General features: G+C 64.0%; 33 protein-coding genes. 15 read left to right on the top strand and 18 right to left on the bottom strand.

Going from position 1 to position 26,389, the window contains the following annotated elements:
* Nucleotides 1–97 precede the first annotated feature (97 nt).
* From ACNQR1_RS19045 to ACNQR1_RS18995, 11 genes are all read left to right on the top strand, one after another.
* Nucleotides 98–2,038, top strand: coding sequence for a DEAD/DEAH box helicase (locus ACNQR1_RS19045; protein ID WP_052773170.1), 1,941 nt, complete (start codon nucleotides 98–100; stop codon nucleotides 2,036–2,038).
* Nucleotides 2,039–2,057: 19 nt separating this feature from the next.
* Nucleotides 2,058–2,561, top strand: a complete 504-nt coding sequence (locus ACNQR1_RS19040; protein WP_047036477.1) for a hypothetical protein — start codon at nucleotides 2,058–2,060, stop codon at nucleotides 2,559–2,561.
* A gap of 57 nt (nucleotides 2,562–2,618) precedes the next feature.
* Nucleotides 2,619–3,629 carry a DNA-binding protein WhiA gene (whiA, locus tag ACNQR1_RS19035; RefSeq protein WP_234802116.1) on the top strand — a complete coding sequence of 337 codons (1,011 nt, stop codon included), beginning with the start codon at nucleotides 2,619–2,621 and terminating at the stop codon, nucleotides 3,627–3,629.
* On the top strand, nucleotides 3,626–4,555 hold the full coding sequence (gene whiA, locus ACNQR1_RS19030) for a DNA-binding protein WhiA (protein WP_418047436.1): 930 nt from the start codon (nucleotides 3,626–3,628) through the stop codon (nucleotides 4,553–4,555). The genes whiA (ACNQR1_RS19035) and whiA (ACNQR1_RS19030) overlap by 4 nt, the downstream gene beginning before the upstream one ends.
* 104 nt (nucleotides 4,556–4,659) lie before the next feature.
* A complete protein-coding gene (locus ACNQR1_RS19025) occupies nucleotides 4,660–5,232 on the top strand; it encodes a molecular chaperone DnaJ (protein ID WP_234802139.1) in 573 nt (190 codons plus the stop codon).
* A 212-nt stretch (nucleotides 5,233–5,444) separates the two neighbouring features.
* On the top strand, nucleotides 5,445–5,603 hold the full coding sequence (locus tag ACNQR1_RS19020) for a hypothetical protein (protein ID WP_234802140.1): 159 nt from the start codon (nucleotides 5,445–5,447) through the stop codon (nucleotides 5,601–5,603).
* A complete protein-coding gene (locus ACNQR1_RS19015) occupies nucleotides 5,600–5,758 on the top strand; it encodes a hypothetical protein (RefSeq protein ID WP_165692547.1) in 159 nt (52 codons plus the stop codon). The genes ACNQR1_RS19020 and ACNQR1_RS19015 overlap by 4 nt, the downstream gene beginning before the upstream one ends.
* Nucleotides 5,755–6,069: a hypothetical protein gene (locus ACNQR1_RS19010; protein WP_076112098.1), complete on the top strand. Its 315-nt coding sequence runs from the start codon at nucleotides 5,755–5,757 to the stop codon at nucleotides 6,067–6,069. Before ACNQR1_RS19015 ends, ACNQR1_RS19010 begins: the two co-directional genes overlap by 4 nt.
* Complete coding sequence (locus ACNQR1_RS19005; protein WP_076112101.1) at nucleotides 6,066–6,464, top strand: hypothetical protein; 399 nt, start codon at nucleotides 6,066–6,068, stop codon at nucleotides 6,462–6,464. The genes ACNQR1_RS19010 and ACNQR1_RS19005 overlap by 4 nt, the downstream gene beginning before the upstream one ends.
* A complete protein-coding gene (locus tag ACNQR1_RS19000) occupies nucleotides 6,461–6,772 on the top strand; it encodes a hypothetical protein (protein ID WP_076112103.1) in 312 nt (103 codons plus the stop codon). The genes ACNQR1_RS19005 and ACNQR1_RS19000 overlap by 4 nt, the downstream gene beginning before the upstream one ends.
* Entirely contained in the window at nucleotides 6,769–7,362 is a 594-nt protein-coding gene (locus ACNQR1_RS18995; RefSeq protein WP_076112106.1) for a 5' nucleotidase, NT5C type, read from the top strand. Before ACNQR1_RS19000 ends, ACNQR1_RS18995 begins: the two co-directional genes overlap by 4 nt.
* Before the next feature lie 894 nt (nucleotides 7,363–8,256).
* Here ACNQR1_RS18995 and ACNQR1_RS18990 read toward each other — a convergent pair.
* From ACNQR1_RS18990 to ACNQR1_RS18920, 15 genes are all read right to left on the bottom strand, one after another.
* Nucleotides 8,257–8,559 carry a hypothetical protein gene (locus ACNQR1_RS18990; RefSeq protein WP_076112111.1) on the bottom strand — a complete coding sequence of 101 codons (303 nt, stop codon included), beginning with the start codon at nucleotides 8,557–8,559 and terminating at the stop codon, nucleotides 8,257–8,259.
* Nucleotides 8,543–8,788, bottom strand: coding sequence for a hypothetical protein (locus tag ACNQR1_RS18985; RefSeq protein WP_418047435.1), 246 nt, complete (start codon nucleotides 8,786–8,788; stop codon nucleotides 8,543–8,545). Before ACNQR1_RS18985 ends, ACNQR1_RS18990 begins: the two co-directional genes overlap by 17 nt.
* Nucleotides 8,785–9,858, bottom strand: a complete 1,074-nt coding sequence (locus tag ACNQR1_RS18980; RefSeq protein ID WP_076112115.1) for a WGR domain-containing protein — start codon at nucleotides 9,856–9,858, stop codon at nucleotides 8,785–8,787. The genes ACNQR1_RS18985 and ACNQR1_RS18980 overlap by 4 nt, the downstream gene beginning before the upstream one ends.
* A 229-nt stretch (nucleotides 9,859–10,087) precedes the next feature.
* On the bottom strand, nucleotides 10,088–10,360 hold the full coding sequence (locus ACNQR1_RS18975; protein WP_076112117.1) for a hypothetical protein: 273 nt from the start codon (nucleotides 10,358–10,360) through the stop codon (nucleotides 10,088–10,090).
* Between the two features lie 172 nt (nucleotides 10,361–10,532).
* Nucleotides 10,533–10,784 carry a hypothetical protein gene (locus tag ACNQR1_RS18970; protein WP_076112119.1) on the bottom strand — a complete coding sequence of 84 codons (252 nt, stop codon included), beginning with the start codon at nucleotides 10,782–10,784 and terminating at the stop codon, nucleotides 10,533–10,535.
* The gene (locus ACNQR1_RS18965; protein WP_076112121.1) at nucleotides 10,781–10,969 is read right to left on the bottom strand and encodes a hypothetical protein; all 189 of its coding nucleotides are present in this window, start codon (nucleotides 10,967–10,969) and stop codon (nucleotides 10,781–10,783) included. Before ACNQR1_RS18965 ends, ACNQR1_RS18970 begins: the two co-directional genes overlap by 4 nt.
* A 27-nt stretch (nucleotides 10,970–10,996) precedes the next feature.
* Nucleotides 10,997–11,707, bottom strand: coding sequence for a hypothetical protein (locus ACNQR1_RS18960; protein ID WP_131827757.1), 711 nt, complete (start codon nucleotides 11,705–11,707; stop codon nucleotides 10,997–10,999).
* 57 nt (nucleotides 11,708–11,764) lie between these two features.
* Nucleotides 11,765–11,983, bottom strand: coding sequence for a hypothetical protein (locus ACNQR1_RS18955; protein WP_131827758.1), 219 nt, complete (start codon nucleotides 11,981–11,983; stop codon nucleotides 11,765–11,767).
* A gap of 27 nt (nucleotides 11,984–12,010) precedes the next feature.
* Nucleotides 12,011–12,355, bottom strand: coding sequence for a hypothetical protein (locus ACNQR1_RS18950; RefSeq protein WP_076112127.1), 345 nt, complete (start codon nucleotides 12,353–12,355; stop codon nucleotides 12,011–12,013).
* 394 nt (nucleotides 12,356–12,749) lie between these two features.
* A complete protein-coding gene (locus ACNQR1_RS18945) occupies nucleotides 12,750–13,304 on the bottom strand; it encodes a hypothetical protein (protein ID WP_076112129.1) in 555 nt (184 codons plus the stop codon).
* A 149-nt stretch (nucleotides 13,305–13,453) separates the two neighbouring features.
* Nucleotides 13,454–14,104, bottom strand: a complete 651-nt coding sequence (locus ACNQR1_RS18940; protein WP_234802141.1) for a hypothetical protein — start codon at nucleotides 14,102–14,104, stop codon at nucleotides 13,454–13,456.
* A gap of 199 nt (nucleotides 14,105–14,303) precedes the next feature.
* On the bottom strand, nucleotides 14,304–14,750 hold the full coding sequence (locus ACNQR1_RS18935) for a macro domain-containing protein (RefSeq protein WP_076112131.1): 447 nt from the start codon (nucleotides 14,748–14,750) through the stop codon (nucleotides 14,304–14,306).
* A 179-nt stretch (nucleotides 14,751–14,929) separates the two neighbouring features.
* Complete coding sequence (locus tag ACNQR1_RS18930) at nucleotides 14,930–15,220, bottom strand: hypothetical protein (RefSeq protein ID WP_076112133.1); 291 nt, start codon at nucleotides 15,218–15,220, stop codon at nucleotides 14,930–14,932.
* Nucleotides 15,221–15,230: 10 nt separating this feature from the next.
* Nucleotides 15,231–15,443, bottom strand: a complete 213-nt coding sequence (locus ACNQR1_RS18925) for a hypothetical protein (protein ID WP_047036517.1) — start codon at nucleotides 15,441–15,443, stop codon at nucleotides 15,231–15,233.
* A complete protein-coding gene (locus ACNQR1_RS18920) occupies nucleotides 15,440–16,225 on the bottom strand; it encodes a hypothetical protein (RefSeq protein ID WP_047036772.1) in 786 nt (261 codons plus the stop codon). The genes ACNQR1_RS18925 and ACNQR1_RS18920 overlap by 4 nt, the downstream gene beginning before the upstream one ends.
* A 527-nt stretch (nucleotides 16,226–16,752) precedes the next feature.
* On the opposite strand from ACNQR1_RS18920, the gene ACNQR1_RS18915 reads away from it, so the two are divergent.
* Nucleotides 16,753–17,532: an HNH endonuclease family protein gene (locus ACNQR1_RS18915; protein WP_235624415.1), complete on the top strand. Its 780-nt coding sequence runs from the start codon at nucleotides 16,753–16,755 to the stop codon at nucleotides 17,530–17,532.
* 54 nt (nucleotides 17,533–17,586) lie between these two features.
* Complete coding sequence (locus tag ACNQR1_RS18910; protein ID WP_082131829.1) at nucleotides 17,587–18,300, top strand: LppX_LprAFG lipoprotein; 714 nt, start codon at nucleotides 17,587–17,589, stop codon at nucleotides 18,298–18,300.
* A gap of 58 nt (nucleotides 18,301–18,358) precedes the next feature.
* Here the strand turns inward: ACNQR1_RS18910 and ACNQR1_RS18905 are convergent, their stop codons facing one another.
* Both ACNQR1_RS18905 and eccB read right to left on the bottom strand, forming a co-directional pair.
* On the bottom strand, nucleotides 18,359–22,588 hold the full coding sequence (locus ACNQR1_RS18905; protein WP_418047434.1) for an FtsK/SpoIIIE domain-containing protein: 4,230 nt from the start codon (nucleotides 22,586–22,588) through the stop codon (nucleotides 18,359–18,361).
* Nucleotides 22,589–22,625: 37 nt separating this feature from the next.
* Nucleotides 22,626–24,287: a type VII secretion protein EccB gene (eccB, locus tag ACNQR1_RS18900; RefSeq protein WP_418047433.1), complete on the bottom strand. Its 1,662-nt coding sequence runs from the start codon at nucleotides 24,285–24,287 to the stop codon at nucleotides 22,626–22,628.
* A gap of 335 nt (nucleotides 24,288–24,622) precedes the next feature.
* Here eccB and ACNQR1_RS18895 point away from each other — a divergent pair, with 335 nt between their 5' ends.
* Entirely contained in the window at nucleotides 24,623–24,952 is a 330-nt protein-coding gene (locus tag ACNQR1_RS18895) for a helix-turn-helix domain-containing protein (protein ID WP_052773173.1), read from the top strand.
* A 79-nt stretch (nucleotides 24,953–25,031) separates the two neighbouring features.
* On the opposite strand, the gene ACNQR1_RS18890 is transcribed toward ACNQR1_RS18895, so the two are convergent.
* On the bottom strand, nucleotides 25,032–25,286 hold the full coding sequence (locus ACNQR1_RS18890; protein ID WP_345978590.1) for a hypothetical protein: 255 nt from the start codon (nucleotides 25,284–25,286) through the stop codon (nucleotides 25,032–25,034).
* Between the two features lie 119 nt (nucleotides 25,287–25,405).
* On the opposite strand from ACNQR1_RS18890, the gene ACNQR1_RS18885 reads away from it, so the two are divergent.
* Nucleotides 25,406–25,549: a hypothetical protein gene (locus ACNQR1_RS18885; protein WP_345978592.1), complete on the top strand. Its 144-nt coding sequence runs from the start codon at nucleotides 25,406–25,408 to the stop codon at nucleotides 25,547–25,549.
* Nucleotides 25,550–26,389: the final 840 nt, after the last annotated feature.

Below are 26,389 nucleotides of genomic sequence, written 5' to 3'. Positions count from 1 at the left end.
CGACAAGCCTGACATCACCACCCCTGCCGCAGCTCAACCCGACAAGCCTGACATCACCCCGATGGATCCGTAGAGGAATCACCTGGAGGTCGGTGGCGTGACCCTCGCCGGATCTACGCTGACAGCGACGCTTCCGTCACCCCGACCGCATGGCGTCGCGCCGCGTGCGCTGCGCGGCTACCAGATCGAAGCGGCCGATCGAGTGACCGAGGCCTTCGCTGGTGGAGTAGAAGGACCGGCGGTTGTCCTACCCACCGGATCGGGCAAGACAACGGTGATCGCCGAGCTGGTCCGTCGCGACGTGGCAATCGGCGGCCGCGTTCTGCTGCTGGCACATCGCAACGAACTCATCGAGCAGATGAGCGGCGCTGTGACCGCAGTGAACCCGGCAGGTCCTTCCCCGGCGATGATCGGTGGGCCACACCGCGGCGATCCGAATGCACAGATCGTCTCTGCCACCGTGCAATCACTGCAGCGCAGCGCAGCGCTGTTGCGTCTGGGTAAGCGCGATCTCGTCATCGTCGATGAGGCGCACCACGCGGTGGCGACCACCTACCGCAAGGTAATTGACCATTTTCACGCACTCGGTGCACGCCGCGCCGGGTTCACCGCCACGATGACTCGCCACGCCGCCGGCAAGAACGAGGTACCACTTCGGACCGTCTGGAGCGACGTTGTCTTCGAGCGGGACATCACCTGGGCTATCGAGAACGGGTTTCTACTGCCTCCCTATGGGGTGACCGTTGACCTGCCCGACCTCGACGTGGAATCGCTGCACACCGGCGCCGGCGAAATCACTGATGACGAGGCCGCCGAAGCCATGCTGCGGACGACCACGCTCAACGCCACCGTGGAGGCGGTGCTCGAACGTACCGCCAGCTTGTCGACTATCGCGTTCGGCGCCTCAATGGAGCACTGCCGCCAACTCACCGATTCACTGGTCGGCCTCGGCGCCACCGCGGAGATGGTGGTGGGGCCGACCACCGTTCGTGATCGCACCGGCATTTACCGCCGCTTCCGCAACGGGACCACACGGGTTCTGGTCACCGTCGATGTTCTCACCGAAGGTGCCGACTTCCCCCGCTGCGAGGCAGTCGTGCTGGCCCGGCCCACGCGCAGCCAGTCTCGCCTGGTGCAATGCGTGGGCCGGGCACTGCGTCCGCACACGTTCGAGGACGGACGCGTCAAAGAGCGCGCGCTGGTGGTGGATCTGGTCGGAGCGGGATCGCTGGGCCTGATCGTGCAGACCAGGCTGGAGCCCGACCGCCGAGAGCAACCCGACGGCGACGAGGAAGGGCTCGGCTGCGGCTGCGACCAGCCGTGCAACGGGGAATGCGACCTCACTTGCACCGGTGTCGGCTGTTCATGCGACTGCAGCTGTGCGGCAACCTGTTCGGGTGTCGAGACCGTCAAAGACAGCATCGAATGCACGTGCGAGTGCGCCTCGGTGTTCGGAGTGTGCCGCTGCGGCTGCCAGTGCGACCAGCACCGGGTCGATCCGCTGGTCACGTTCGACCCAGTAACCGGCGAACTCACCGCTGCCGGCCCCAAGCGTCGCACCGATTCGTCCTGGTCGGTGCGTACCTCGACGATCCGCTGGACCCAGCATCCGCGCGGACTGGTACGGCCGGTCTACCGGCAGGGCGGGTCCAAAGGCGCCATCCTGCTCGCCGACATGCGCGGAGTGCCAGGCACTGTCGCCGGAAAAGATTGGGCCTTCGGATTTTTCGACACCACGGTGCACCAGATGTTCTGGGTGGGACTCGATGGACAGTGGACCCGGCCGGGACCGGATTGTCACCTGCAGGGCATGGACCTGTCGCGCGCGGACTCACTGGCCCAACAAATCTTCTCCGGCCATATGCGCGATGTGGAACGCAGCGAGGCCAGTGGCGCACAGGTCGACCTGGCCGCCCGTCTCGGTGTCCCCGACGCACACAACCTGGACCGCCGCGACCTTTCCGACATGATCGCCCTCGCCCAAGCAGACCGCTGGCTTCCGCTGTTCGACCGCCCCACCCACACCACCGCCGCCTGACACCGAAAGGACTATCCCTGTGAATCTCACCGACACCAGCCGTACCGGAGGCGACACGATGCGCGCCCGGTTGGCTGACCCGAGCTGGATCGCTGCTGCCGGACCGGCGGAACTGCGGGCCGCGGTGCACGCATTGTGCTGGCGCACAGTGCGCTCGACGATCGACGGGTTCTGCGCGGACCTTCACGTCGCGTCCAAAGTTCTGATCACCGCGCGTGGAGTAAAAGCCGAACTTGACGCCCGCCTGGCATCGCTGGATGCACGCACCGGTACCGACCCCAATGAGCGAGCAGTCCTGCTGCGACGAAGCGCCAACGCCACCGAGATTGTCGCCGCCTGCGATGCCGCCGTGCAGTTCGCGCAGATGCGCGATGCCCGTTGGCCCGCCGCTAGCGATCTGGTTGCCGCAATCGCCGATCACCGTCGCCGTGTCAGCCCCGAAGACGCATGCGATGCCGACACCGCCCTGTGGCGTGTGCTCGATGACGCCGAACACCTCAGCCCGACCAGTAACGCCGCCTGACAGGCACTCCCCACCCCACTACCCCACCACCACCAAATCTGGAGGCACACCGTGTCGATGACCGCAGAACTGAAAGACGAGCTCCTCGGAGTGCACACCGGCACCCCTGAAGGATGCAGGCGTGCACAACTGGCCGCAGTCCTACGCCTGACCGCTACCCTGCGTGTGTCGCGTGGCCTGGTTGTCGCCGCGGAGGTCAGCAGCGCATCGCTGGCCCGGTACCTGCGCCGTGAGATCGCCGAGCTGTACGGCTACCGCGCGGTGGCGACCGTGCTGCCTCGAAATGCAGCACTGTGCGGCGGCCGCTACTTGGTCCGTGTCGCCGCCAGCGACGGCGGAGGGACGTTAGCGCGATCCATCGGAATGATCGACGATCGTGGACGCCAGGTCCAGGGTCTGCCTGCCGCCGTTGTTGGAGGCTCCCCCGGCGAGATCGAGGCGGCCTGGCGCGGCGCATTCCTGGCTTCGGGAACCCTGAGCGGCCCTGGCAGTAACACCAGTCTGGAAATCCGCTGCCCCACTACAGAAGTGGCATACGCGCTGGCCAGTTGCGCACGCCGGATCGGTGTGCTGCCGTTGGTGCGCGAATCACGAGGTATCGACCGGGTGATGATCCGTGCCGGCACTGACATCGCCGATCTCATGACGCGCATCGGAGCCCCCGAGTCACGCCTCGAGTGGGAGAGCCGTGCGACGCGACGGCGGATGTGCCGCATGGCCAGCCTCGACGCCGCCAACAGCCGACGCACTGCCGATGCTGCGGCAGAAACATCAGCCCGGGTCGAACGCGCGTTGACCATCCTCGGAACCGACGTTCCGGAGCACCTGGCTGTCACCGGAACATTGCGCCTAACCCACGGCGAGGCCTCTCTTGAGGAACTGGGCCGCCTGGCCGATCCACCGCTGACCAAAGACGCTGTCGCGGGGCGCCTGCGGCGACTGCTCGCGCTGGCCGACAAGCACGAAGCGGCCTTGCCCGCCACTGTCGCTGACCCGGAACCGCAGCTGGTGGCTGTCAGTGCTGGGCTCGACAAGCCGGAAGGAGCGTTTCCGTGGATCCAACGATGAGTCTGGTTGCAGAACTGGTAGAGACCCCTGTCGAAGGCACTGGAGAAGCCAGGTGCCGCCAAGCCGAAGCGGTCTCCGCGATGCGTGTCGGTGGTGGCCTACGCATGCAGCACGGTCGCCTGACCCTCGAATCTCGCATGTCCTCCGAAGCGGCCGCAGTGCACACCGGGCAGGCGTTGACCGACCTGTACGGGTGTACACCGCGCGTTGATGCAGGACCACGCAGAACCGCGACGCTTCGTGTGAGCGACGCCGACGCCCTTGCTCGGCGCATCGGGCTTCTCGACTCGCGCGGACGCCCCGTGGTGGGCATGCCCGCAGCCTTGGTGTCAGCGGCGTGCGCATCGGATGTGATCGCTGCTGCGGCACTTCGCGGAGCGGTGTTGTCCGCAGGTCACCTGCGGGCGACTTCGGTGAGGCCCCCAGCGCTGGAAATACGTTGTCCCGGACCGGCGTCGGCACTGGCGGTGGCCGGTTTTGCTCGGCGTCTGTCGGCGATCGCGGAAGCGCGTCAAGGCAGTGAGATCGACGGTGCCGTTGACTATGTCCGGGTCCGCTACGGGGTTGGGGCTCTCCTGGAACAGCTTGGCGCGCCAGGGGCCGCTAGGCGGTGGGTCGATGCGAAAGCTGTTGCTGCCGCTCAATCTCGGCTCGACACCAGGCCACTGTCCCAGGCCAACAGCGCACGCGCCTCGCAAGCAGGACAACACATCGCCGAGAAGGTCCGGCTCGCCCTGGAAATTCTAGGGTCCGACGTGCCGCCAGAGTGGATTTGCGCTGCGCAGCTGCGGATCGCCCACCCCGACGCCTCAAACACCGATCTTGCCGAACGCTGCATGCCGCCGATGACCAAGCACACGTTCGCAGGCCGGTTGCGGCGCCTGATATCGGCCGCCGAACAGCGAGCCCTCGACATTCCAGCGTAGGAGCGCCTGTGCCACATGGGGCAGCCATCGCGCCGGTCCGGCCCGTTACACCTTCGGGCCGTCAATGATATTCTCTATTTTAGCGACTCGACGAAAGAGGGGACATGAACAGCTACCCGGACGGGATGACGTTGCGCCCCCTGCTGGAATGGCCGGGACAGCTGCCGTCAACGCACATCGGCTCGCCGTTCACCGCGCCGCTGTCGGCCACCCTCGATGAGCTCGACCGCGAACTCCGCCACTTAGGCAAGCACTCCCGCAATGCACCGTCGGTGCTTGAGATTGCGTTACGCGACGACGACTTCCGCATGGATGGGATGCCGCGGGCGAGCGCTAGAACGATCCACCCCGGGGTAGTCCTGCATGTCGAATCGCGATTCGGACCGCTGTCCTACCCAGCCGCGAAATTCGATACCTGGCAGGACAACCTGCGGGCCATCACACTCGGGCTCAACGGGCTTCGCCGCTTGGACCGGTACGGGATCACGCCCGGACATGAGCAGTACCGAGGCTGGGTGGCGATCGAGAATCACTCTGACGTCCGTTCCCGCGCACAGGCGCTCATCGACTCCTACGGCGGCGTGCGTGCCGCGCTGCGCGCTACGCACCCGGACCACGGAGGAACACCAGAGGAGTTCCAGCTAGTTCAGGAAGCACGTCGTGTGCTCGGGGTCTGACATCCGAATCCCGTACCCCAACTGACGATAAGAGGAAAACATCCGCCATGAACTCAGTCTCACGACCACACATCCCAGCCGGGGCCGAGGTCATTGCGTACGGCACTGTGTTGGTGGTTGGAACTATCGAAGAGGGACCGCTCGACTCCCCCATCACCGGTTCGTCGGTGTATAGGATTCGGACCACGGATGGCGAGATCACCACGCGGTCAATGCAGATCGTGGTTCCGCGCATCGATTTCGAGACCAGTTGGCACGTCTGGAAAGACGGCACCGTCATAGCCGGCGGGCCTGGAATCAGCCGCGACTGGATGGACGAGTACGCCTCAGTGCACGGCGGCGACGTCGTTTGTGGGTGGCCTGCCGCATGAGCGCAATCTCGTTCACTACGCGCGACTTCGAGTCCACCCAGCGGGGAAACCAGCACGTCCATGCGCTGCTGATCGATGGGATCACCGGGCGCACCCTTGAACCCGACACTGAGCACTGGGATTGCCCCCCGGTCGGCCAGAAGGTCTCAACGTGACCGTGCGTAGCGAGGTTCACCGGCCGTACCGGGACCTGATTCGCGTATTCACCGCCGCGCTCATCGACGAAGCCGAGCATCGAGATGAGCGGGTCGAACGCCTGCCATCCGGCGAACTCGCGTGGATGGTGCACGAGCGCGAGTTCATGCACCGGCTCACCAACACCGCCCGCGCCGACCGAGGTCTCGCCCCGATCGGAATCGACTGCATCACCGCAGTGGAGAGCAGTGCCTCGGGCCACACCGACTACGCGGGCAAATTCGCAATGTATTGCGCCGATCTCGTATTCGGCGAAGGGCCCGCTTCGTGAGTACCGACACGCTGAGCGACCGGATCAAGCGGTACGAGGCCGCAAGCACCTGCACGCTGGTCCCGCGCGAGGACGCTCCAAACGCGTTCTTCTGGCGACAGCGCGACTGGGAGCGCAACAGCCTGCAGATACTGGCCCGGTCTCACTTCCCCCGATGCGAGCTTGCCGGCCGCAACCACTCAGAAATCCACGAGATGCTTCACGGAGCCGGGGTGAGCTGGGCGCGCCTGGGCCCGCAGCTCATGCACGGAACGTCCATTCTTCCGGGCGGCGAATTGCGCAGTGAGCGGGTCGACTACGAGGCCGTTAACGCGTGGATCAGTAGTGTCGGCGGCCCGGATCGCGATGAACACCGACCCAGCACCACCCGACAAGATGAGGAGCCCAGACAGTGAAATACCCCAGTGATTTCGTCAACGAGGATCACGGATGGCAACGCATCCACGCAGGGCATGATCTTGACCGCGACAAGCTACTCACCGACCTCACCGACAACGGCGGAAGCCAACGCACCGACGGCCAGGAACTTGTAGTCGAAGAGGTCTGGCTTAGCGTGGCGGCGCGGATCAAGTGGTGCGGCCGCCGTGACCGGTCGTGCGACAGTGAAGGTGAGTGGCACGCGCACTGGTTCGCCGCCCGTCCCGGTTTCGGAAAGCCCTTCACGTTGGTCTACTGGGGCTGCCCCGAACTGGTTTCGCAATGATCCGGAGACCATTGCACATAGGCCTCGATGTCGACGGTGTGCTTGCTGACTACATGGCGGCCATCGCCGAGGTCGGACGCGGGAACGGCCACGCGATGTCGGGCGAGGGACCGCTCACCTATGGACTGATCGAACCTGGCTGGTTTCCCGATGCACTCACTGCGGCGACGGCGATGGCCCAGCTGCACGAGAGCGGCCTGGGGGATCTGGCACTGTTCGACGACACGGCTCCGGCCGCGGTGCGTGAACTGCGCAACGGCGGCCACAAGGTCTCCATTGTGACTGCACGACAAGAGCACCGCGTGGGAGAATCAGGGCACCGTGCCGGACACCGCGACCTCGTAAGCTGGCTTGCTCGCCACGGCATCGAAACTGACGATCTGCTTTTCCAGCAGCGAAAGAGCCTGTCCGGCTGTGACGTCTACCTCGATGATGCTCCCCACAACATCGACGAGATCCGAAGTGCCGGAGGGATCGCCGTGGTGCGCGACACCACCTACAACCGGCAAGTTCCCGGTCCACGGGTGATCAGTATGGCCGAGTTCGCCGATCGAGTGCTCCGCGGGGATTTCAACCGGCAGGCAGCCTGACTGCCGACGCGATGCCGGTGCAGCCGCCGGCCGCACGTGGGTGTCACGTCCCGGACCTGTCGGCTTGAGTCGGCGCAATCGCCGGACGTTCTGTTCGTTGTCGGGACCCGCGCTGGATCGCCAGCCGCCTTTTCTGTGCATCGAGGTCGCACAGCCGGTCCAACAGGAAATCAACGTAGCGATGCCGCCCCGCTGAATGGGCATTGTTGATCCGGGCGTGCAGCAGTCCGCGCAACACCTCTGAGTCGGGTAGTTGATTCATGAGTCAGCGCACTGATGCGGGCCCAGCGCGCCATCGCGGGCAGTGGTGAACGCGCGGCCGCCGCAATCTGGACACCGCTTGTGTATCCCCGACTCGGGACCGTCGTTGGCGTCGTTGGTGAGCAGTGTTCGGATGTTTCGGCTCTGGCCGCATGCGTCACAGATGACGGTTTCGCGGACCCATGTCTTTGGTCCGTCGATGGTGTCGCGGTGGTCGTCAAAGTCGGAGACGGCGCGCTGCTGGTCTGCGGGATGAGTGCATTGGCTGGTCATGTTTTGGCAGTTTCCCCTACGTCAGCTTGGCGCGGGCGCCCACACAGCTATGAAGTGACTGTAGAGGTCGCCGTCTGCCGTGGCCTCGCGGTGATGCTGGATGAGTCCTCCACCGCCACTGCGCGTTGTGCCCTTGGCGATCAACGTGTCTCACCGACTATCTCAACCTTGTCGGGTCGATCGGGGAGAAGATGTACGCCGGTAGGTCGTCCTCGGCGTCGCCCGACCCTGGTATCTGCACTAGGCGAAGGCCGCGCTTACCTGCCCATTCGCTGATCGCTTCCCACATAACCTCGTGAGCGATCACGATCTGCCGAGTCTCAAACTCCATCATTCCCCATCCGATCATTGCGCCTTACGTCAGGCCGGCCACTTGCACGGCTCGTCGGGGTGCTCGTCGATGTTGGCGCTCGCCTGGTCCCAGTTCAGGTACATCGGGCCACCCATCACCTTGCGTACTGCGTCCTCGTAGGGGTGGCCGCAGCCGCACGGGCACAGGTGCTGATCTCGTTGCTTTTCACACCCGCACCTGCACGGATTGCGAAGAGTGACTTTGTAGCCACCTTCACGGAGCGCGGCGAGTGCACGGTCGGCCCAGTCTCCGGTGCCGAAACCGGCAGCCTCATCAAGAGCCTGCTTCACAAGCTCAGACGGTGTGGTCATGTCGTCTCCTGGCGTGCGTCAGTGCGGCGGCTTCCAATGCCTCGAACTCGGCATCGGACCGCCTTGGCTTGCCAACGAGATAGGTGTCGCCACAGGCACAATCGACGATGAACTTGCCCGGTTGGGGCGGATCGAAGAGGTCGCCATCTGTCGTGGTCTCGCGGTGATGTCGCATGAGTCCTCCACCGCCACCGCGCGTTGATTTTGAACTCTCGCCGTCAGCGTTCACCGGTCGATGCCGCTCTTGAATTTCACCTGCGCCATCACGCACTCCGCGGGCAGGATGTCGTCGCGCACACCGAGGTAGACGGGCTGGTACAGCGCTGGGGCGGCGTAGAGGTAGCGGACCTCGACGACGGCGCCGACCGGCGGCACGTCGTGGTTGGCGGGAATGGTGACGTTGCCGACGAAGGTCAGGCCGTCGTTGCCGTGCAGGCTCAGGCCCACGCTGCGCTGGGTGTTGACCGCGGTCACCAGGGCGCTCAGGGTCTCGACGAACTTGAACTTGAGCTGCGGGCCGCCGCTGTTGGGCCGCCCCGGCGAATACGGTGCATCCAGGCGCTTGAACACCACGCCCTCGGCCTTGGCGTCCCGCAGCTCGGCCAGCTTCCGGCGCTTGTCACTCTGGGAGGTCCAGTTGTGGGTCGGCGCGATCGCGTCATCGAGGTTCAGGGCGATCAGATCGAGCAGGATGCGGTAGCGCTCTTGGTAGGGCTTATCGCGCAGGTCATTGCCTGCGTACTCGAAGATGTCGAAGGCGTACAGCACATCGCCGACGATCTCCCCGTCGAGGATGAAGTCACCGTCGATGGACCCAGCTGCACGGGCCACCGCCGCGGACACCCCTACCGCCAGGCCCAACTTGTTGATGGCCTCGACGGTGTCGCCGGTCTTGCGAATCATCATGCGACGGCCGTCGTACTTCTCCTGCAGGCACCAGCTGTCACTGTTGATGGCTTCGTTCGCAGCGGCCTGGTCGGCGACGTTGAGCAACTGGGGCAGCAGGCCCGACGGGTGGCGGTCGCTGGCGCTGTTCTGATATGGGGTGCCGTCCTCGCCGCGGGTATAGCCCTTGGCCTCTTTGGCTTTGACCAGCTTGTCGAAGATCGCCGTGGCCTTGGCGTAGTCCACCACGGTGGTGGTCTTCGTGCCGGTGGTCAGTGCCGAACCCCGGCGTCCATAGGCGAAAGTGACGAGGAATCCGGCGTCGGTGGGTTCCAGACTCGCATGGTATTCCTTGTCGCTGTTGCCTTCCCGGTAGTAGAGGCTCGCGGTTCTGGGTTCCCCTGCGGCGGTCATCGTGGCCCTTTCAGCATCTGATTTATTCTCTAATATAGAGAATAGACCAAGGGGCCGACAACTCCCCCGGCTACTGCGGCGCCGACGCGCCCCTCACAGGCGCCCGTCGGCGAGCCTCTCGAGCTCGGCGGCGTGTACCTCGGCGTGGTCCCAGCGGTCCTCTTCGACGGGGCAGCTGCCGGAACAGTCGCAGTGCGCGTGTCAAAAGCACGACACTGATAGCGGCCGATTATGTCTGGTGCTGGGTCCACGCCGCGTCGTCGGCTACGTTTGCCGCCGAGTCCCAGTCGAGGAACACCATCTCGTTGCGACGGCGAGAGTTCCAGTAGCAGAACCAGTGCAGTGGATTCCATCGGCTGAACCGATCCCAGCAAGGCCGCATGTCAGCGGGCACGAAGGGCACCCATAGGTCTCCGTTGTCATCTTCGCCGATGATCCAACGATCTTCCTCATCCCAGTAGATCAGTTCAGCGTTCGCCATCCAGTGCTCTTTGCCGGTCATTGGTTTCTCCTCACCGATAATTTGGCCTTGCGTTGGCCTGATGCCGGTCACTCGAACCACTCGCCGGTTCCGTCGCAGTCGACGCATTCTTCGTCAGCGACATAGCCCGTTCCGGCGCATGTCTGGCATTCATGGAAGGTCGCACCTGCGGGGCGTGTTGGCTCGAATCCGGTCATCGGGCAACCACCGGAACGACGATCGACTGCGCGTAGTGCCCGAACCACTTCGCCGCTTCCTTCACGGCCAGATCCTCACGGCTGTTGAAGCTCACCAAGCCCCAGCTGGCCGGCAAGTTGTGCTCCTCGGCGTACCAGTTCCGCCCGAAGACCAGCACGGCGTGCGTGTAGGTCCGGGCAGACGTGCGGGTATGGGTGCTGCCGTCGGGAGCGGTTGCGACGTAGGTGGTCCCCTTCGCCATGGTCACGCCCGCCCATTGTTGCGGGTGCGCTTCGCGGCTCGTCGGCAAGTGCCATCGCAGTACACAGACTCGCCCATGTGCTCGCCAGCCAGGGACTCGTGGCCTTCGCATTGGTTGTCGTCTTCGGCGGCCTCGTCGGCGGCAATATCGACCGGCGTACGCAGGTGGTCTCCTGGGCGGTAGGTGGTCATGGTCGGAATCCCCTCTGCTGTAGTGGATTAGGCGCGGTACAGGCGGTTCGGATAGTCGTCGACGATGCAGGAGTGGCCGTCAGTGGCGTCGGCGATTGTTGCAACGTTCACGTCGGTGTCGAGCGCGGTGACGGTGCCTGTGCGCTGTTCGGCGCCGTCCCACGGCGCTGAGTGGCCGTAGGTCCACGTCACGACGTCCCCGACGGAGATCGGAACGGGTTCCTGCGCGATGCCCGCGGCGTCGACAACGTTTGCTCCGTCGTGCATCTGGGCGTGGAACTGTTCGCGCAGCCGGTCGGCCGTGTCTGCCAGCTCCTTCAGGAATTCGGCGTTGTCGCCGTCTTCTGCCCGCCATCGCTGGCGCGACGCGTATTCCTCAAGCGCGTCGATGATGACGAACGCCTCGTGTGTGCGGTAGTCGGTGCTGATGTCAATCTGGCAGCGGTACACGGCGCCGGGCGCGTACGGGTCGATGGCTACGAGGGAAAGTCGTTCGACGGCGACGCTAGACCGTCCGCCGCCGCCTAGATCGATCGTGGCTATGCCGCTATGTATTCCGAGGATGGTTCCGTGGAATGCGCGGGATTCCTGCCCAACGCGTTCGTGGTACTGAACACGGTCACCAACCTCGATCGGGCGAACGTCCGCGCTCTCGCCGGCAGAGTCACAGTGGACCGAATGCGGGTGGGATTCGTCGCGACGTCCGACGCATTGGCAGTTGGTGGGGTTTGTGTTCATGTCGAACTCCTTCAGATGGAGCTTCCCGGCGGCCAGTCAGGCCGCTGGGTCGGGTGGTTAGCGGGCAGTGTTCGGCCGCATGGCGTTTACGTTGCGGGCCGGGTTTACCCTGAACCCGATCAGTTCGTCGGTGGAAACCTGCCGTGTTGCACCGTCGCGGCATACCGCCAGGAACCAGCCGAGCCCATCGTCCTCAACCCACTTGACGACACTGGAGACGTTGCCATCAAAGTCAACTGCTGGCAGGGGTGAGTCGGTGGCGTTTCTGGTGGTCATGGTTGGAATCCCGTCTGTGGTGGTGGGTTAGGCGCAGTGCAGCTGGGATACGCCGACGTAGATGACTACGCCCGTCTCGGTGTCGGTCACGTATGCGCGGCTGACGGTCACGGTTGACCCCACCATGCGCAGCGCCGCCGGGTTCAGCGCTTGCTGGATGTGTTGACCTGTTGCCGCATCTACGGCAACAAGCGCGACTGTGAGCAGGACTGCAACGGCCGCAACCAGTAACACCTTGCGGATCAGCCCGCCCAGGATGGTGATGGCAGCAACGGTCACGATCACCGATGGCGCCGGCCAGTGGCTCAGTCCTGGAAGGGCCGTGGTGGTCGCCCCTCCGACGCCGGCGGTCAACGCGCCCGCCAGCGCCATGCGCTGAAGTATGGAACGTGAAATCAAAATGCAGCCATGGCCCCTACTCTCTACTTTGGAGATTACTGCCGCGCCTGGGCCGAAGCAACTTGCGGCTCCTTTTACTGTCGCGCAGCGGTTTCACGATGCTGGTCGACGACCTGTCACGTCTTTTCGGCCATCCGAACTTCCGTTGACCCCGATCAGCTTCGAAGCTCGTCGGCGCAGTTCACTCGCCTGCTCCGATTTCCCCGCTGCGTCGAGCAGCTGTGCCCTGTCCAGAAGCTGGTCGGCGGCGATGCGATCGGGTGTGCGTCCACCAAAATGCGCCACAGGATGTCGTCCTTTCATCAGGTGTAGACAGGACAAAGGCCCGAGCACGACGGCATTTCCGCGCTCGGGCCTTTGGCGAGGTTCAGTCGAACAGCTCGCTCATGTCCTGGTCGAACGGTCGAGCTTCCCGGTCCGCAGCTTCCGCACGCGCGGCATCGGCTTTGACGCGGTACTCCGCGGCACGCTCAGCGTCAGCCTTTTCCTGCTCGGCTAGCGCCGCTTCGCTGGCGGTGGTCGGAATCTCGAACTCGATGTGCGCGTCAATGCGGTGGCCGTGAAAGCTGTTCTCTAGTAGCGGGACCAGACGCGGATCATCGGGCTCGGCATCGGTCAGATACGCGACGACTGTCGAAACAACCATGGGGTCGCGGTTGACGCCGTTCTCGTCGGGCTCGATATCCTGCAGCGCGCGCAGGCGGCCGTGCCGGATGGTGGGCCGGATTGCGATGCCCAGCCTGTCCAGGTGGTCGCGAACATCGGCAGCGAGTTGGTCCGTCTTGGCGGCGACGTCGTACTCGTAGGCACGCATCAGAGGGAACAACTCGGCCGAGAAGTAGACGGCCAGCGTCGGCTCGCCGGTATCAGCGTTGGGCGGGCGGAAGTAAGTCGGCTCGCCGGTGGTGACGTCCTCGCTCATGAAGACTCTGCCTTTCCCTTGCAGGTATGTCGGCGGTGATGCTAGCTATGTTGACCACGCATCACTCCGCGCAACACGTCTACGCAAGTGCCGGTGAAACAACACACGACCCGCACCGGTTGAGGCACGGGCCGTGTGTTGATCGCGGGTCAGGCGGCGGCGGCGGTCCACCAGTTGAACTGGCTGATCGCGGCCTCGCGCAAGTACTGCGTGGCCAGTTCGGCGCCGTAGCCCGTGTTCTGGTCGTCGAACGCGCGCAGCACCTTGGCCGGTTCGTCATTCTGCGTCGGCACCTTGATGGCCACGGCGGTCACCGCGGTCATTCCGCGCTGGAAACATGCCACCAGCTCGTTCCGGATGTGCTTCTGCATCATCACCGCATTCTTGATCTCGGTGAAAGCGCCGGTGGCCGGATCGAGCACGATGTAGTCGACGGTGGGTGTCGAAACCTCGGCCTTTTCGTACTTGCTGTAGCGCGGGCTCACCGACAGCAGGCGGAACAGGATCGGCTTGTTGAAGTGCTCGTCGCTGATACCACCACCGCCGCCGGTGGGAATCGAACCGATCGCCGGGGCCGCCGTGATGCCTCCGTAGGTGGCGGCGGGAGCGGCGGCCGGAGCCGGCGCGGCAGCAACGGGAGCCTGAGCAACCGGCGCGGCGGCCACCGGTGCCTGAGCAACCGGTGCCTGAGCAACCGGCGGCTGAGCGACCGGTGCGGCGGCCACGGGCGCCTGAGCAACCGGAGCCTGAGCAACCGGCGGAGCAGCGGCCACGGGGGCCTGAGCGATAGGGACAGTCATGGCGGAACCTCTCGTTTAGTTTCTGTTGCGGTAATCCGGTGCGAGAACGTAGCTGGAGAACTTCCCCGGCACTCCGGCCTGTGGGTGTTCCCGCACCGGATTGCCTCAATCGTTGCACCGGCATCCGACAAAGCATTGTGGAACGAAATATGCATGTCCGACGGCGTGTCCCGGCATATCCGCGGCGCCGAATCAGGTTCTACCCGAGCAGCACGAGTGTGACCGCGACCGAGGAAGACTCGGCGACTTCGCGAATGATCCGTTCGGCCACTTTCGGGTCGAGACCACCAATCCCACCGCCGATGAGCGGCAGCGCCACGGACGCGATCCCGTGCGCGACTGCGAGTTCGAGCCCGACGGTCAGCGACGAGCGTAGCCATTCGGGTCGGGCGTCGGGGCCCGGCTCATACTGGCTGGCGCAGTGGATGATCGTCATATCTCCCGGCCCTTGAGGGCATATCATCGCCCCGCCAACTGGAAGGTCACCTCGGCGTGCAAGCACCTCGTATTGGTGAATCGCGTTTGGGTGGCGCTGTTTCATGATTGCTGCGACACCGGCGCCGGCGACTCCGATGCAATTGACGCCGTGCGCGAGCGCCTCAGACGGGTGCGCGAAGAGGTCGCCGGTCTCGATTGTGAAGCTCATACGGTTTCTCTTTCATTGGGTTGGTGGTTCAGGGGGACGTGACAGATCGAGATGAGTTGCGGCGCAACGTCAGCACTCTCCGCAACATCGCTGCCGTTCATCGCAGTCGACCACGTAACCGCCGATGCAATATCTGGCTTCGAGGCCGCCATGCATGGCAGACATCGTCAGCGATCCGGTCAGCCACAGTCGCTGCGCGAGTCGCGCAGTCCAGCGGAGAACTGGTCCCACGATCGCCCTGCCAACGTCAGTGGAGCCTTGTTGTCTATCGCCAGGCGGGACCCGTACTGTTCGCAATCGGTGATCTGTTCTGCAGTGGCACCGCACGCGACTGCGAATTCCCGCGCCCGGATCAAGATCGCCTCTTGCCCCTGCCGGTCCTCCCAGTGCCGCACGTGTGCCGGCAGCTGGTTGAACCAGCAAGCGACGCCGAACTGGTCCAGTGCGAATTGCAGTTCTGAAAGACTCACGGAAACTCCTCTACGCGTTTAGGATTCGGCTGTCGGGACTTGCTCCGCGGGCATCGTCACGTGCCCGTCGCTGCGCGTGCGCGACGCGCCTTTCGGCATGGCGCCGACACACGGTGACCACACCGCGGCCGTAGCCGAACATGACCTGCAGCGTCGCCTGCTCGTGGCATTCGATGCTGGGGATGCCTAGTGCGTCGAAGTCCTTGTCAGGGCATGTGGTCACGCTGCGTCAGCTTCGGCGTTGTCGTCGTCGATCAGACCTATCGCTACCGGCACTTCCGGGTCATCGACGTCCAGGTCGGGTGAATAGGCATGTGCAGCCAGTACCGCACGGAACACCCCTGCGCACGTGATAGTCACGATCGAAGCTGGGTGTTCCCGCGTGTAGAGCTCGACAGGTTCTTTGAACACTGCGGTGATCGCGCTCATCTTCTTAATGGCATCAGCGGTGAACGATTGCACGTTGCCGGCGCCCAGCGGCGCGAGTGTCTGTTCGTCACCCGTTCCTCGCGTGCCGAGAATCTCTTTGGCACCGCGAGCATTGAGTCGGCTGATCGTCGATCGGATCGGGAAGTCCTCGGCGTCCTGCAATGGGATGTAGTGGCGCGAATCGGCCTCGCCCGGGTCGCCGTCGGTAAGCGTGCGCATCAGCAGTGTTGCGCCGTTGTCGACCACCGAGAGTTCGACGGAGCAGTCGGCTTCCTTGTCGAGCTTCTTGACCGCCGCTGCCGCACCCTTGGCCGCCGACAACAGTTGTGACGCCTGGTCGACCGAAAACTTCACCAACTTCAGATCGCCGTCGCACTCGAAGATCGCCTGCCCAGGACTGACACCGTCTGAGGCGATGAAGGCGAGGCTGTTCTGAGTTCCGCTGTCACCAGCCTCCACCCGGCTCGAGCCCAGCACGACCGCGGCGTGGGTTGGGTCGTCGTTTCCCGAATAGGCCATCACTTTGGCCGCAGACAGTCCCTTGACGAACGATTCGTTGTCGATGATGACGGGCATGCGTTCCACCTTCTGATTCCTTGGCTCCCGCCGCGGTGAATCCCGCGACGGGCAGCATCGGCGGTGTGGGTGCCGGGCTGCGGGCACAACATTGGTCCCAACGCTTGCGTTCGACCGTCTACGGCGCGGTGGGGTCCACCTGACCCAGCGTCGGCGCCTGACGCCCCGCTACAGACATCTCCACACGCGCCACTACAACGATCGCCACGAGCGGGGACACGTCGGCCGATAAGCAGCCCGGTTCACCTTTCTGAGCTGCTTGTTAGCGTTGCGTTTCGACAGGACCGTACATTCCCACAGAACTACGCGCAGCGCTACAACCACCGCGCCGTAGCACTTCCAACAACCCCGTGACCGTTGACTGTGACTCCGTGCCAGTCAGCTGGCCGCAAGGCAACCACGGGACATGACACGGTATTGAATGACGCACCGCCTGCCTTCAGGACGCGCCCACCGCGGCGGCGACAGTCCCCGCAAGTCGCGCCGTAGTCGCCGCAGTCGCGCGACTACGGCGACAGTCTGCGATCGTGGTTGACAGAGACTCGAAGAAGTCCAAAAAAGGTGGCGTGCTCGGCGATTCGGGCGAACTCGCACGGACAGTGTTGGTGATCGCCGCCGTCATCGCGGTGATCGCTGTCATTGTCCGCATCGGTCCGAACGGCGTACGCGCCTATGCCGACACCGCCATCAACTGGGCAACCGAACGGATCAACCCGGCTCAATCCTCGCCGAACGGAATCGGAGGGACCGGCGCCCCGAGCGACGACCCGTCCACTCTGACGGTAGCCAAGTCGGGGCCTATGCGGGGGTACGCCCGAGACCGCTTCGGTGCGGCGTGGACCGATGACGTGGACGTCGAATACGGACATAACGGATGCAACACCCGCGACGACATCCTGGCTCGGGATATGACCGGAGCCCTGACCCGCGACGGCTGCAAAGTGCTCTCTGGCACGCTGGCAGACCCGTACACAGGCACCGTGATTACTTTCACCCGCGGCCGGGACACCTCTGCACTGGTACAGATCGATCATCTGGTCGCATTGGCTAACGCCTGGGTGTCGGGGGCGGAAGCGTGGCCGCCGGCGCGGCGTAAGCAGATCGCGAACGACCCCTTGAATCTGATGGCCTCCGACGGATCGGCCAACCAGTCCAAGGGCGCGGCTTCGGCCGATCAGTGGTTGCCGCCGAACCCGTCGTTCCAGTGCACGTACGTCAAGCGACAGGTGCAGGTGAAGAATAAGTACCGGCTCACTGTGACCGCCGCCGAGAAGTCGGTGATGATGCGGTTCCGAGGGTATTGCTGAACTCGCCGCGCCACCGGCCAGACATCGAAGCCGAGGCCTTTACCGTCCCCGGACATGCCCTCCCCCACCGTCTCTGCCATGGTCACCGCCTTGGCCGCCGTGCTATTGGCCAGTGGTTGTTCGACTACTGCGGCTCCACCACCGACAGGCTCGCCCCCGGTCGTGGAGACAGTCACCGCAGCACTGGACCTTCCCTCTGACCCGACCGCAGCGGTGGCCGATGCAGCTATAAGACTGCGTACCACAACCGCGGCAACCGTCATGGTGGCCACCACCGGCATGGAGAATCTGATTGCATCGTCCTACGCGGCGCAGGTGAGCACCGACCCGGCCGCCGCGGACGGCAACGCCAACCTCATGATCAACGGCGAACGGCAGCAAACGAACTTCCACGTCCGAGACGGCGAGCTGTTTCTCGACTCCGCGGACGGAGAACCTTTCACTGTCGGCCCAGCACGCGGAAACTTCGACCCGACACTGCTTTTGGACCCACAGCTGGGCTTGGCGTCGATGATCGAGACAATCTCACCGGTGTCGTTCGAAGGTACACAACCGGTTAACGGTGGACAGGTCGCCGGCACGGTGAAACTCCACGGTGAGCTTCCCGTCGCCGCCGCGGAGGCCGTACTCCCCCGCGACAACCTGCACAACCTGGCATCCGTGCCCGTGACACTGTGGCTAGACCCTGACGCCGGCAATGCGCTGGTACAGCTGATCATCACCGCTAGGGGCGGAGCGCTGACTCTGCAGATCCGCGACACACACTGATCCCGCATACGACAACGCCCCGGCCCAGACCACCGGAACCGGGGCGTTGTCGTATGCCCTACTTCTGTTCGAACCTCGCCGCCACCGCATTGACATCGATGTGCGCCGTCTGCACCATCTCGTACGCTTCCGCGTCGATGATGAGCCTCCCCTGGCCAGGACGCCACCGAGAAGGCTTGAGGTGGTACGCCTGCGGGATAGGCATACCCGAGGACGGTTGCCCGGCCAACTGCAGGATCGGGGCCATCATTTTCTCTCGCAGTGCCGCAAGCATCGCGGCCGACTTCACCCGGTCGTTGAACCCACCGTCGTCGGAGATGATGAAGTGCACGCCGAGATCAGTGCCCGTCGACAGCAGCTTGGAGACTGTCTGATCGCCGACTTCGACAGTGTCGAACACGGTCTTGGCCATGTAGCCCTCGGAGATTGCGTGGAAGTTGTCGATGTACACGTACACCTCCGGACCGGTGAAGTAGGTCCGGTTGATCAGGTCCTCGGCGGTTGCGTCCTCGCTGGGGCGACGTTGGCCCATCAGCCGGACCAGCATGTCGGCAACCTCTTTGAGATCGTCAACCGAGCTGACATAGCCAGGGGGACGGATCCGATTGGTTGTGCCGTCCGCGCGAGGCTCACCGAACTTCGCCGGCCGCACGTGACCACGCGCGTAGAGGCGGTCACGTTCGCCGAGTTGCTGACGCAGCAGGTCGATGACGATGATCACGGCGTCTTTTGGCGCGAACTGACGCATCACCGACTCCATGTGCATCCGCAGCATATTGGTCTTGCCGCAGCCTTTCTCGCCGTACACCAGCAGGTCCTGCGACCTGTTCGGAACGAGCGCGAGTTCCAGGGTGTCGGTCAGGGAGCCCACGGGGAAGTGTGTCTGTACCGGATGACGGTTCGGTGGGACCAGCGGCGCATATACCGACCAGATCGTCTCAAAGTCGATCACCGGGTCTGCGGGCCGGACAACAGGCACCTGCTCGGCGGCGAACACCTCGGCCAACTGGTCGCACAGGCCCCGGATCTCGGCGCCATAGTCGTTCACCTCGAACACCGGCATGCCCCTGGCGAACGAGTCGGGTTCGATTTCGCGGTTGATCGGCACCACCGTTCGCGCCTGCTTGGTGCTGTACGGATCCACCGACCGTCCCGGCTGATCTTGCGGGATCAGGGTTTTGAGATTCATCCGCAGCTCTGGAGCCATCTTGGCGCCGGCGTAATCGGTCGCAGGCAATTGCACACCGCCGGGAACGTCGATGGAGTAGTGAGCCACGTTGCCGGTGGTGCCGCCGCCGGAAGAATCAGCGGTGAACACCAGGTGCACACCAACAGCAGCGCCGAGGTCGAGGATCGGGCGCAGCAGCTTGGCCCGTTCGGAACGGTCTTCGCCGAGGAACCCTCCGATCCCGTCGATCAGCACCATCACCCGACCGTATGGGTCACCGGGAACAGGGTTGTCGACTTTTGAGTCAAGGTAGGCGTCCACCGAGGAGACTGCACGGTCCACCATCGCTTCACGGCGAAGCCCGATGACTCGCCGGGCCTCACCCAGGATCCGCGACACTCCGTCAGCGCTGCCGGGGGCCGCATACGACGCTACGTTCGGACTGTTTTTGACCTCGCCCAGCTTGCCGGTTCCGAAGTCGGCGAGCATGAACGCCAGCCGGCGCGGCCCGTACTGCAGGCAGCCACAGATGACCAACGTCTGCAACAACGTGGTGCGCCCCGACTTACCGCCACCGGCAATAACCTGGTGCGGCAGAGCGCCGCTGAAGTCCATGAACCATGGCAAGCGGGTGTGCTTCTCGGGCACATCGAGGTCGCCGATGCGGATACTCAGCCCCACAGAGGAACGGCTCAGTTTCAGTGTCGGCAGACTCAGAGGCTCACGCAGTGAGGGCTTCCACAAGTCGAGCACCTTCATGTCCGCCAGTCGAGAAACCTTCTCCAGCAGTACGTCACTCATCCTGTCGCCGGTCTCCTCTTGCTTGACGTTGACGACTTCGCCGTCGACGACCGTTGGAGTGAAGCTGCGTTCGGTGAACAGCGCGAACGGCAGGACCGCCTCTACGATCGCCTCATCCGAATCGCCGCCCGAGCGGGCGCGTTCGACCACCGTCTTGCGAATATAGGCGGCCTCGTGATGGAACGCCGCGACCTCGACCGGGCCGTGGTCAGTGGTGAACTTGCGCAGGATCTTGCCCTTGAGGTTGCCTTTGATCATCCGAGCCGCGTCGTCGGTGCCGAGCATCACGTTCGAATGCTGGGGCGAGTTCACCGCCAACGAGTATCGGAACGTCAAGTGCTGCAGAAGATCACCAAGCACGGACTGGTCAATGTACTGACTGCACATGACCAGGTGCATGCCAAGTGAACGGCCAACGCGGCCGACACGGGTCAACAGTTCCAGGTATCCCGGACGTTTCTTGAGGAATTCACCGAACTCGTCGATGACGACAATCAGGTCCGGCACCGGAGGCCACAGCGGATCGTTGGGATGCTTCTGCTGCTGCTCGCGGTATTCGAAGATGTCCTTGCATCCCTTTTCACCGGTGATGAACTCCTCGCGACGGGTAACCTCACCATCGATCACCGCGCCGAGACGATCCACCAGCTCTGCGGTGTGCTCCAGATCGGAGATGTTGGCCACCACGTGCGGAATCCGGTCGGGGTCCATCCCCAGGAATGTCGAACCGCCTTTGAAGTCAGCGAGGATAAGCGCCACCTTGTCGGGCCCGTACAAGGCGAGCAGCGCCAGCACGATTGCCCGCAGGAAGTACGACTTTCCCGATCCTGTGCGGCCGGCGATCGCCCCGTGTGGGCCGTTTCCGTCGCGGTTCTCCTCGTAGAAGTTCAGGAAGCTCAGCTCGGGTGTGAGTTCATCGCCCTTGCGCAGGTACCCGAACGGAACTTTGATCTCGTCGGTGAACGCGTTGGACTTCCACACTTTGATCAGGTCGTGCGTTTCGATGTTGCCTATCGCAATGGCTTCGAAGAAGTCCGGGATGTGTTCGGCCCGCTCATCCTGGACTCCGCCTCCGGCACCGTAGCCTTTCGGGCGGTGCTGATACATCGCACGCGCGAACGTCTCGGCCAGGGTCGCCGACGCGGAATCGGCTGCCGCGGCGTCGTAGTCTTCGAGCGTCGACACGCGGCCGTTCTTGAGCAGAATGCGCGACCGCTCCTCAGAGACCAGATCAGTGCCGTAGCGCACCACGAGCCATGTCATGCCATCCATCCCGCCGGCCATCGTCGCCGGCCATGCCACCATCTGCTCAGGGGTATCGACAATCACCAGCAAGTGCGGTGGCCGATCATCTCCGCCGGAACGGATCCGCTCGATCACAGCTGCGTGGCGCACCGCGAACTCGTCCAGGCTGCGCCACGCCAGCAGGCGAGGGCCAGTCCCCTTCTCCACCTTCGAGATGTCCTCGAGGTGCGGCAACCACTTGATCCATTCCCATGCCTTCGGATCATCGGTAATGACACCGATATTCAGATCACTGGGTCGGTGGTTGAACGCCAGACTCATCACCATTGCCCGCACCAGATCCAGGCGCGCCGCCTCGTCACCGCGCAGCGCGTAAGCAGGCCACTCGCTCAAGCGCACGTCGATCGGCAGGTTGGCCACCACCGACAATGTGTTCATTGCCCGCTGGTACCGCACCAAGGTGACCGGTTCGGTCATCTCGATCACCATCTCCTCAGCCTTGGGCAGCTTCGGGAACAGCGGAGCCACACCGATGCCCACCCGGGCCCGCAGGAACGGGTTCGCCGTCAGATGCTTGACGTCCGGATCCTGTTCGCTCTCAGGGGGAACCACCCGGCCGATGTCCGGATTCGGGTCGGCCTGCCACATTTCCTCAGTTCCCACCAGGGACAGGAGATCCGACGGGTGCGGGAAGCAGGTGGTGCGCAGATCATGCATCGCCCGGCCCTGGTCGTGGATTTCGGCACGCCGCTCCCGCAGGTCCAAGTCGTAGCGCTCGATCTCCTGCTCGATGTCGCCACCGGACGCACCCCCACGCTGGGTGCTCAGATGCATGATCAGCATCATCATCATCATTGGAACGCTGAACAGAACCGAGGTGATCGCGCGGACACCCATCAGCGCCATGCCCCCCACCATCGCGACCATGACTCCGACCATGAGTAGCGGAAGCATCCGTTGCCAGGTGGGCCGGCGGTCCGGCTCCGGCGCGGGTAGCGGAGCAGGGATCTCCACCCCGGTGGGACTGAGCTGTGTCTGCGGCCGTGGTGCTGGCCGGAACTCGTTGAACAACACGGAAGGTCCTTCCTTCGAAGCAGGTCAGGGTGTCGGATCAGCCGGCGGCGTCAGCGGTGGGCGCTGGTACAGCGGAGGCAGAATCGGTGTGCGCTTCGGTCTCCTCCGGCGCCGAATCGTCAGGCGGCGCGGCCGGCTGCGGGGTCTGGTCCCCAGTGGGACTAGGAGCTTGCGCGGGCGGGGCCTGGTTGGCGGTCCTCGCCGGACTCGGCACCTGAGAGAATGGCTTGATCGTTCCTTGCATCACCTGTGCGTTCTTGATCGACAACGTGGCCCCAGGCGCATACAGCTTGGCCACCGACCACGGGATCGGGGTCGGAAACACGTTCTCGAGTCCAAGCGCCTTCACTGTCGGGTCGTAGGAGACGTCGAGCTTGTTGCCGCTGTCTGGAATCACCGCATCGATCGGGAAGCGGGTCCCGTTCGGGTCGATCCACAACACCTGTTCGGCGGCCACCGAATCAGCTGCGTCCCCGGTGACGCGGGCATACCAGCCATACCCCGGTCGCGTGATCGCGTCGGTGGCCTGCTCGGCAGTTCCCTCGTTGGGCAGCAGGCGCACAGTCGAGATACGTCCCGCTTCAGTCAGTGGCATCTTCGAATTGGTGAAAACCCGTGTGTGCGCCGCCAATTCACCGCGAGTCTTAGTCCAGCTCCAGCACAGCGCTGGATTCGAGACGAGGGTCGGCACCGACGACGGGAACCGGCCGTCGTCGACGATCGACACGCGTTCGAAGGTCTGCACTGTGGCGGGATCATCGATCAGCCGCTGTGCAGCACCGACATTGACCATCATCTGGGCCAGCACGGGTCCCACTTGCTGAATTCCGGTACGGCCCACCAGATAGAAGGCGCGGGCCCCTGATGCGGTGGACACAGTCAACACGTCGCCAATAGCCGACCCGGGGACCGCTGCGCTTGGCTGGCCCTGATCAGCCAGTTGCGGTGCGGTCAGGACCGGCGAGGCCGAAATCGCCCCCAGTAGCGCCGGGGACACCACCGCGGCCGAGTCAATGCGGGCGGGAGTCAGACCCAGAGCGGCTTGTGCGGCGAAGTCGCCTCGGCCCACTTGCGCACGGGTGTCACGGTAGATCAACCACAGCTGAGAAGGATCGGTGGACGGTCGAACCAGAACTGCCCGCGTCTGGCCAAGGTCCTCGCCACCTTCCAACATGTCTTTCCCGGCGATGACCGCGGTGGTGATGTCACCGGAGCGCAGCAGCGACAACGGCACAGCGGTGTCTCGCCAGTCGCACACCGTCCAGGCCGCCTCTTCATCGGTACGCGGCGTAAGCAGGTTCGGCGCATTGGGGATTCCCATCAGTGGGCCAGTCGGCATCGAACGTAGCGCCGTATCGGTGACGACCTTCGCATCGTCGGCCTTGCCCACAATCAGCCTCGCGGAGGCCAGGTTGGTCACCGGGTGCAGGCGCCCATTGAACTGGACGAACATGCCACCGCTTCGGGTCGTGACAATTTCGGCGACACTGCCATCGGGTTTCGGACTGATCAGCGACACCACGAACGCCGCGACCAGGATAAGGATGCCGCCTCCGAAGCCCAGCCCGAGCCAGCCGCGCATTCGCTTCAAAGGGGAACCTAGGCCCCGCACATCCTGACGCGACAGGGCTTCGTCGACGCGATTCAATTCGCGCCTGTATCCCTTGATCTGCCGCGGGGTTGTCAGATACCAGGGCACCGATACCTCCTCGATCACCGGCGCCGGGCCTGTTGCGAGCGGCGCATTCGGGGGCTGAGCGTGGTCGATTGATCCGCCACGGCACGGGTGGGGCGCGGGTTAGCGCGCCCGCCGTGTGCGTGATGGGCGTGGCACTGCATGTGGTGATGTGCGTATCGGGCCTCGTAGGGTGACCGAAAACGCTGTATCCCCCACCATTCCCGGCGGGTTCCCTCCACCGATGGGACAACATGTACAGGCCACCCGCGCCTTGCAGCGCCTGTTCCTGTCACATACGATCAAACTAAAGCTCTCTACTTTAGAGATTACTCACGACATGACGGAGACACTCGACGATGACCACCTCAGGCGCGCGCCCCGCGCAGTGCATCCGCGCCCAGAAGCGGCCTCGGCTGACCGACGCGCGGATCGGGGCAATCATTCGTATCGAACGTCAGAACCGTGGAATCAGCCAGAACCAGCTCTCCCGTGACACCGGGATCGACGTAAGGGTGCTCTCGCGTATCGAGCTCGGTCAGCGCCCCTGCCGCGCCACCGAGCTGTCCACCATTGCCGCGGCCTTGCCCATCCCAGTGGACAAGCTGCTAGAGCAAGCCCGCCAGCGCACCATCACACAGGCTTCTGACGGCCGGCGCCGCAAAGCCAAGAACAGTGCAATTGCTTGATGCGACCCGGCATCAAAAGCAACATCGCATTCCGGGACGCCGGCGAACGCCATCCTGGGCTATGCACTGACGGCTGCCGCTAGCTCGCTCGAATCATGTTGCCGCACGGTGGGCAGAAACCGGCGCTGAGCATTGCGGTGACCTCACCATGACACCAGCCGCCCACCCTCAGCACCGAATGCTCATGATGGGCCACACCGCCGGTTGCTCGCACAAAATCGACGAGGTTGCCGGAATTCTCACGCCGATCCTCGAAGCCGGCACCCGCAACTTCATCCGGCACCTCGTCGACGGGCGCGTCGACCTCAGTGAGGCGGCAACTGGCGATGATCACGGCCGGCGCCATTCGCAGCCGCCGCAGTTCTCGGGCGCTCCCTGCACGCCGTTCTCGGCGGCGAGATACGTGAGGACTTGTCGCTGCTGTGCTTCCGATATCGGCGCGTCGTCGCCCCGGTGAGCATCTCAGCCTCGCAGCGCTGGTCCCACTTTTCCCACCTGCTCGGGCTGGCCGTTGCGCCCATGTGGCGGACACACCTCTCAGAACACGGCGCACCACCGCTTGTCGATGGCCGCTACGCCGACGTCGAGACCGGCTGACCGAGCCGACCGCGGCCCTCCCCACGGTGCCGGAAGGGGCGCCTCGGATCGCCCCCGACTACTGCAGCCAGTGGAGCTCCCATCGAGCCCTCCTCGGAGTCCTGGGACCCGCCCGCCGGATCCGCTGCATCCCTGGCGCTTTCTCGCATTCGTTTCCGGTTCAGCCGGCCGGCATGGTTCGCCGCTAGCTAGACCTCCCCGAGTTTCACCGTAAATTTCCCATTTGACCTGCGGTAACTGTCAGTAAATCGGTGACTTTTCGGTTCACATGCACCAATGCGTAGCTGTCGTGGGAATGGGGGGTGCCTCGGACAGCTCGGCGTGACAGAAGGCAACAGGGTCTATAGGTGAAAGCTAATTAGTTAGTTGTTCTAGATACATATCTTTACCTGCATTCTCTCTGAAACAGAGAATATCCGCTGTCGGAGGCACCCCCCATTCCCACGACAGATGCGTGTTTGCCCAGCTGAGCGGTGAATTGACCGGAGCGGTGACAGTTACCGCAGGTCAAACGGGTAATTTACATCGAAGTACGGGGAGGTTCAGCGCGAACGGGACAATTTACATCCGACAAATCCAGCGGGAAACCGGGAACCGGTCTGTCGAAAACCTGTTCGAACAGATGGGCGCGGGACTCGTGACACGACAAGTTGGGAGCGCATCGGACGCCCCTACGCGGGGCATCGCCGCCGCAGTGGCGGGGGTACCCCGAGGCACATCGGCAGCAGCGGTGCGTGTCGCCGGCAGGTGCCGCTCGATGGTGAACCCGGACGCATCCTGGGTCTCGATTCGGGCTCTACTCGCGTAGCAGGGCGCGACACCGGGCGGGGAGGTCGAACT

It is taken from the genome of Mycobacterium sp. 48b, assembly GCF_048282725.1.
Lineage (GTDB): Bacteria > Actinomycetota > Actinomycetes > Mycobacteriales > Mycobacteriaceae > Mycobacterium.
This window is presented reverse-complemented; position numbering and strand designations above follow the sequence as displayed.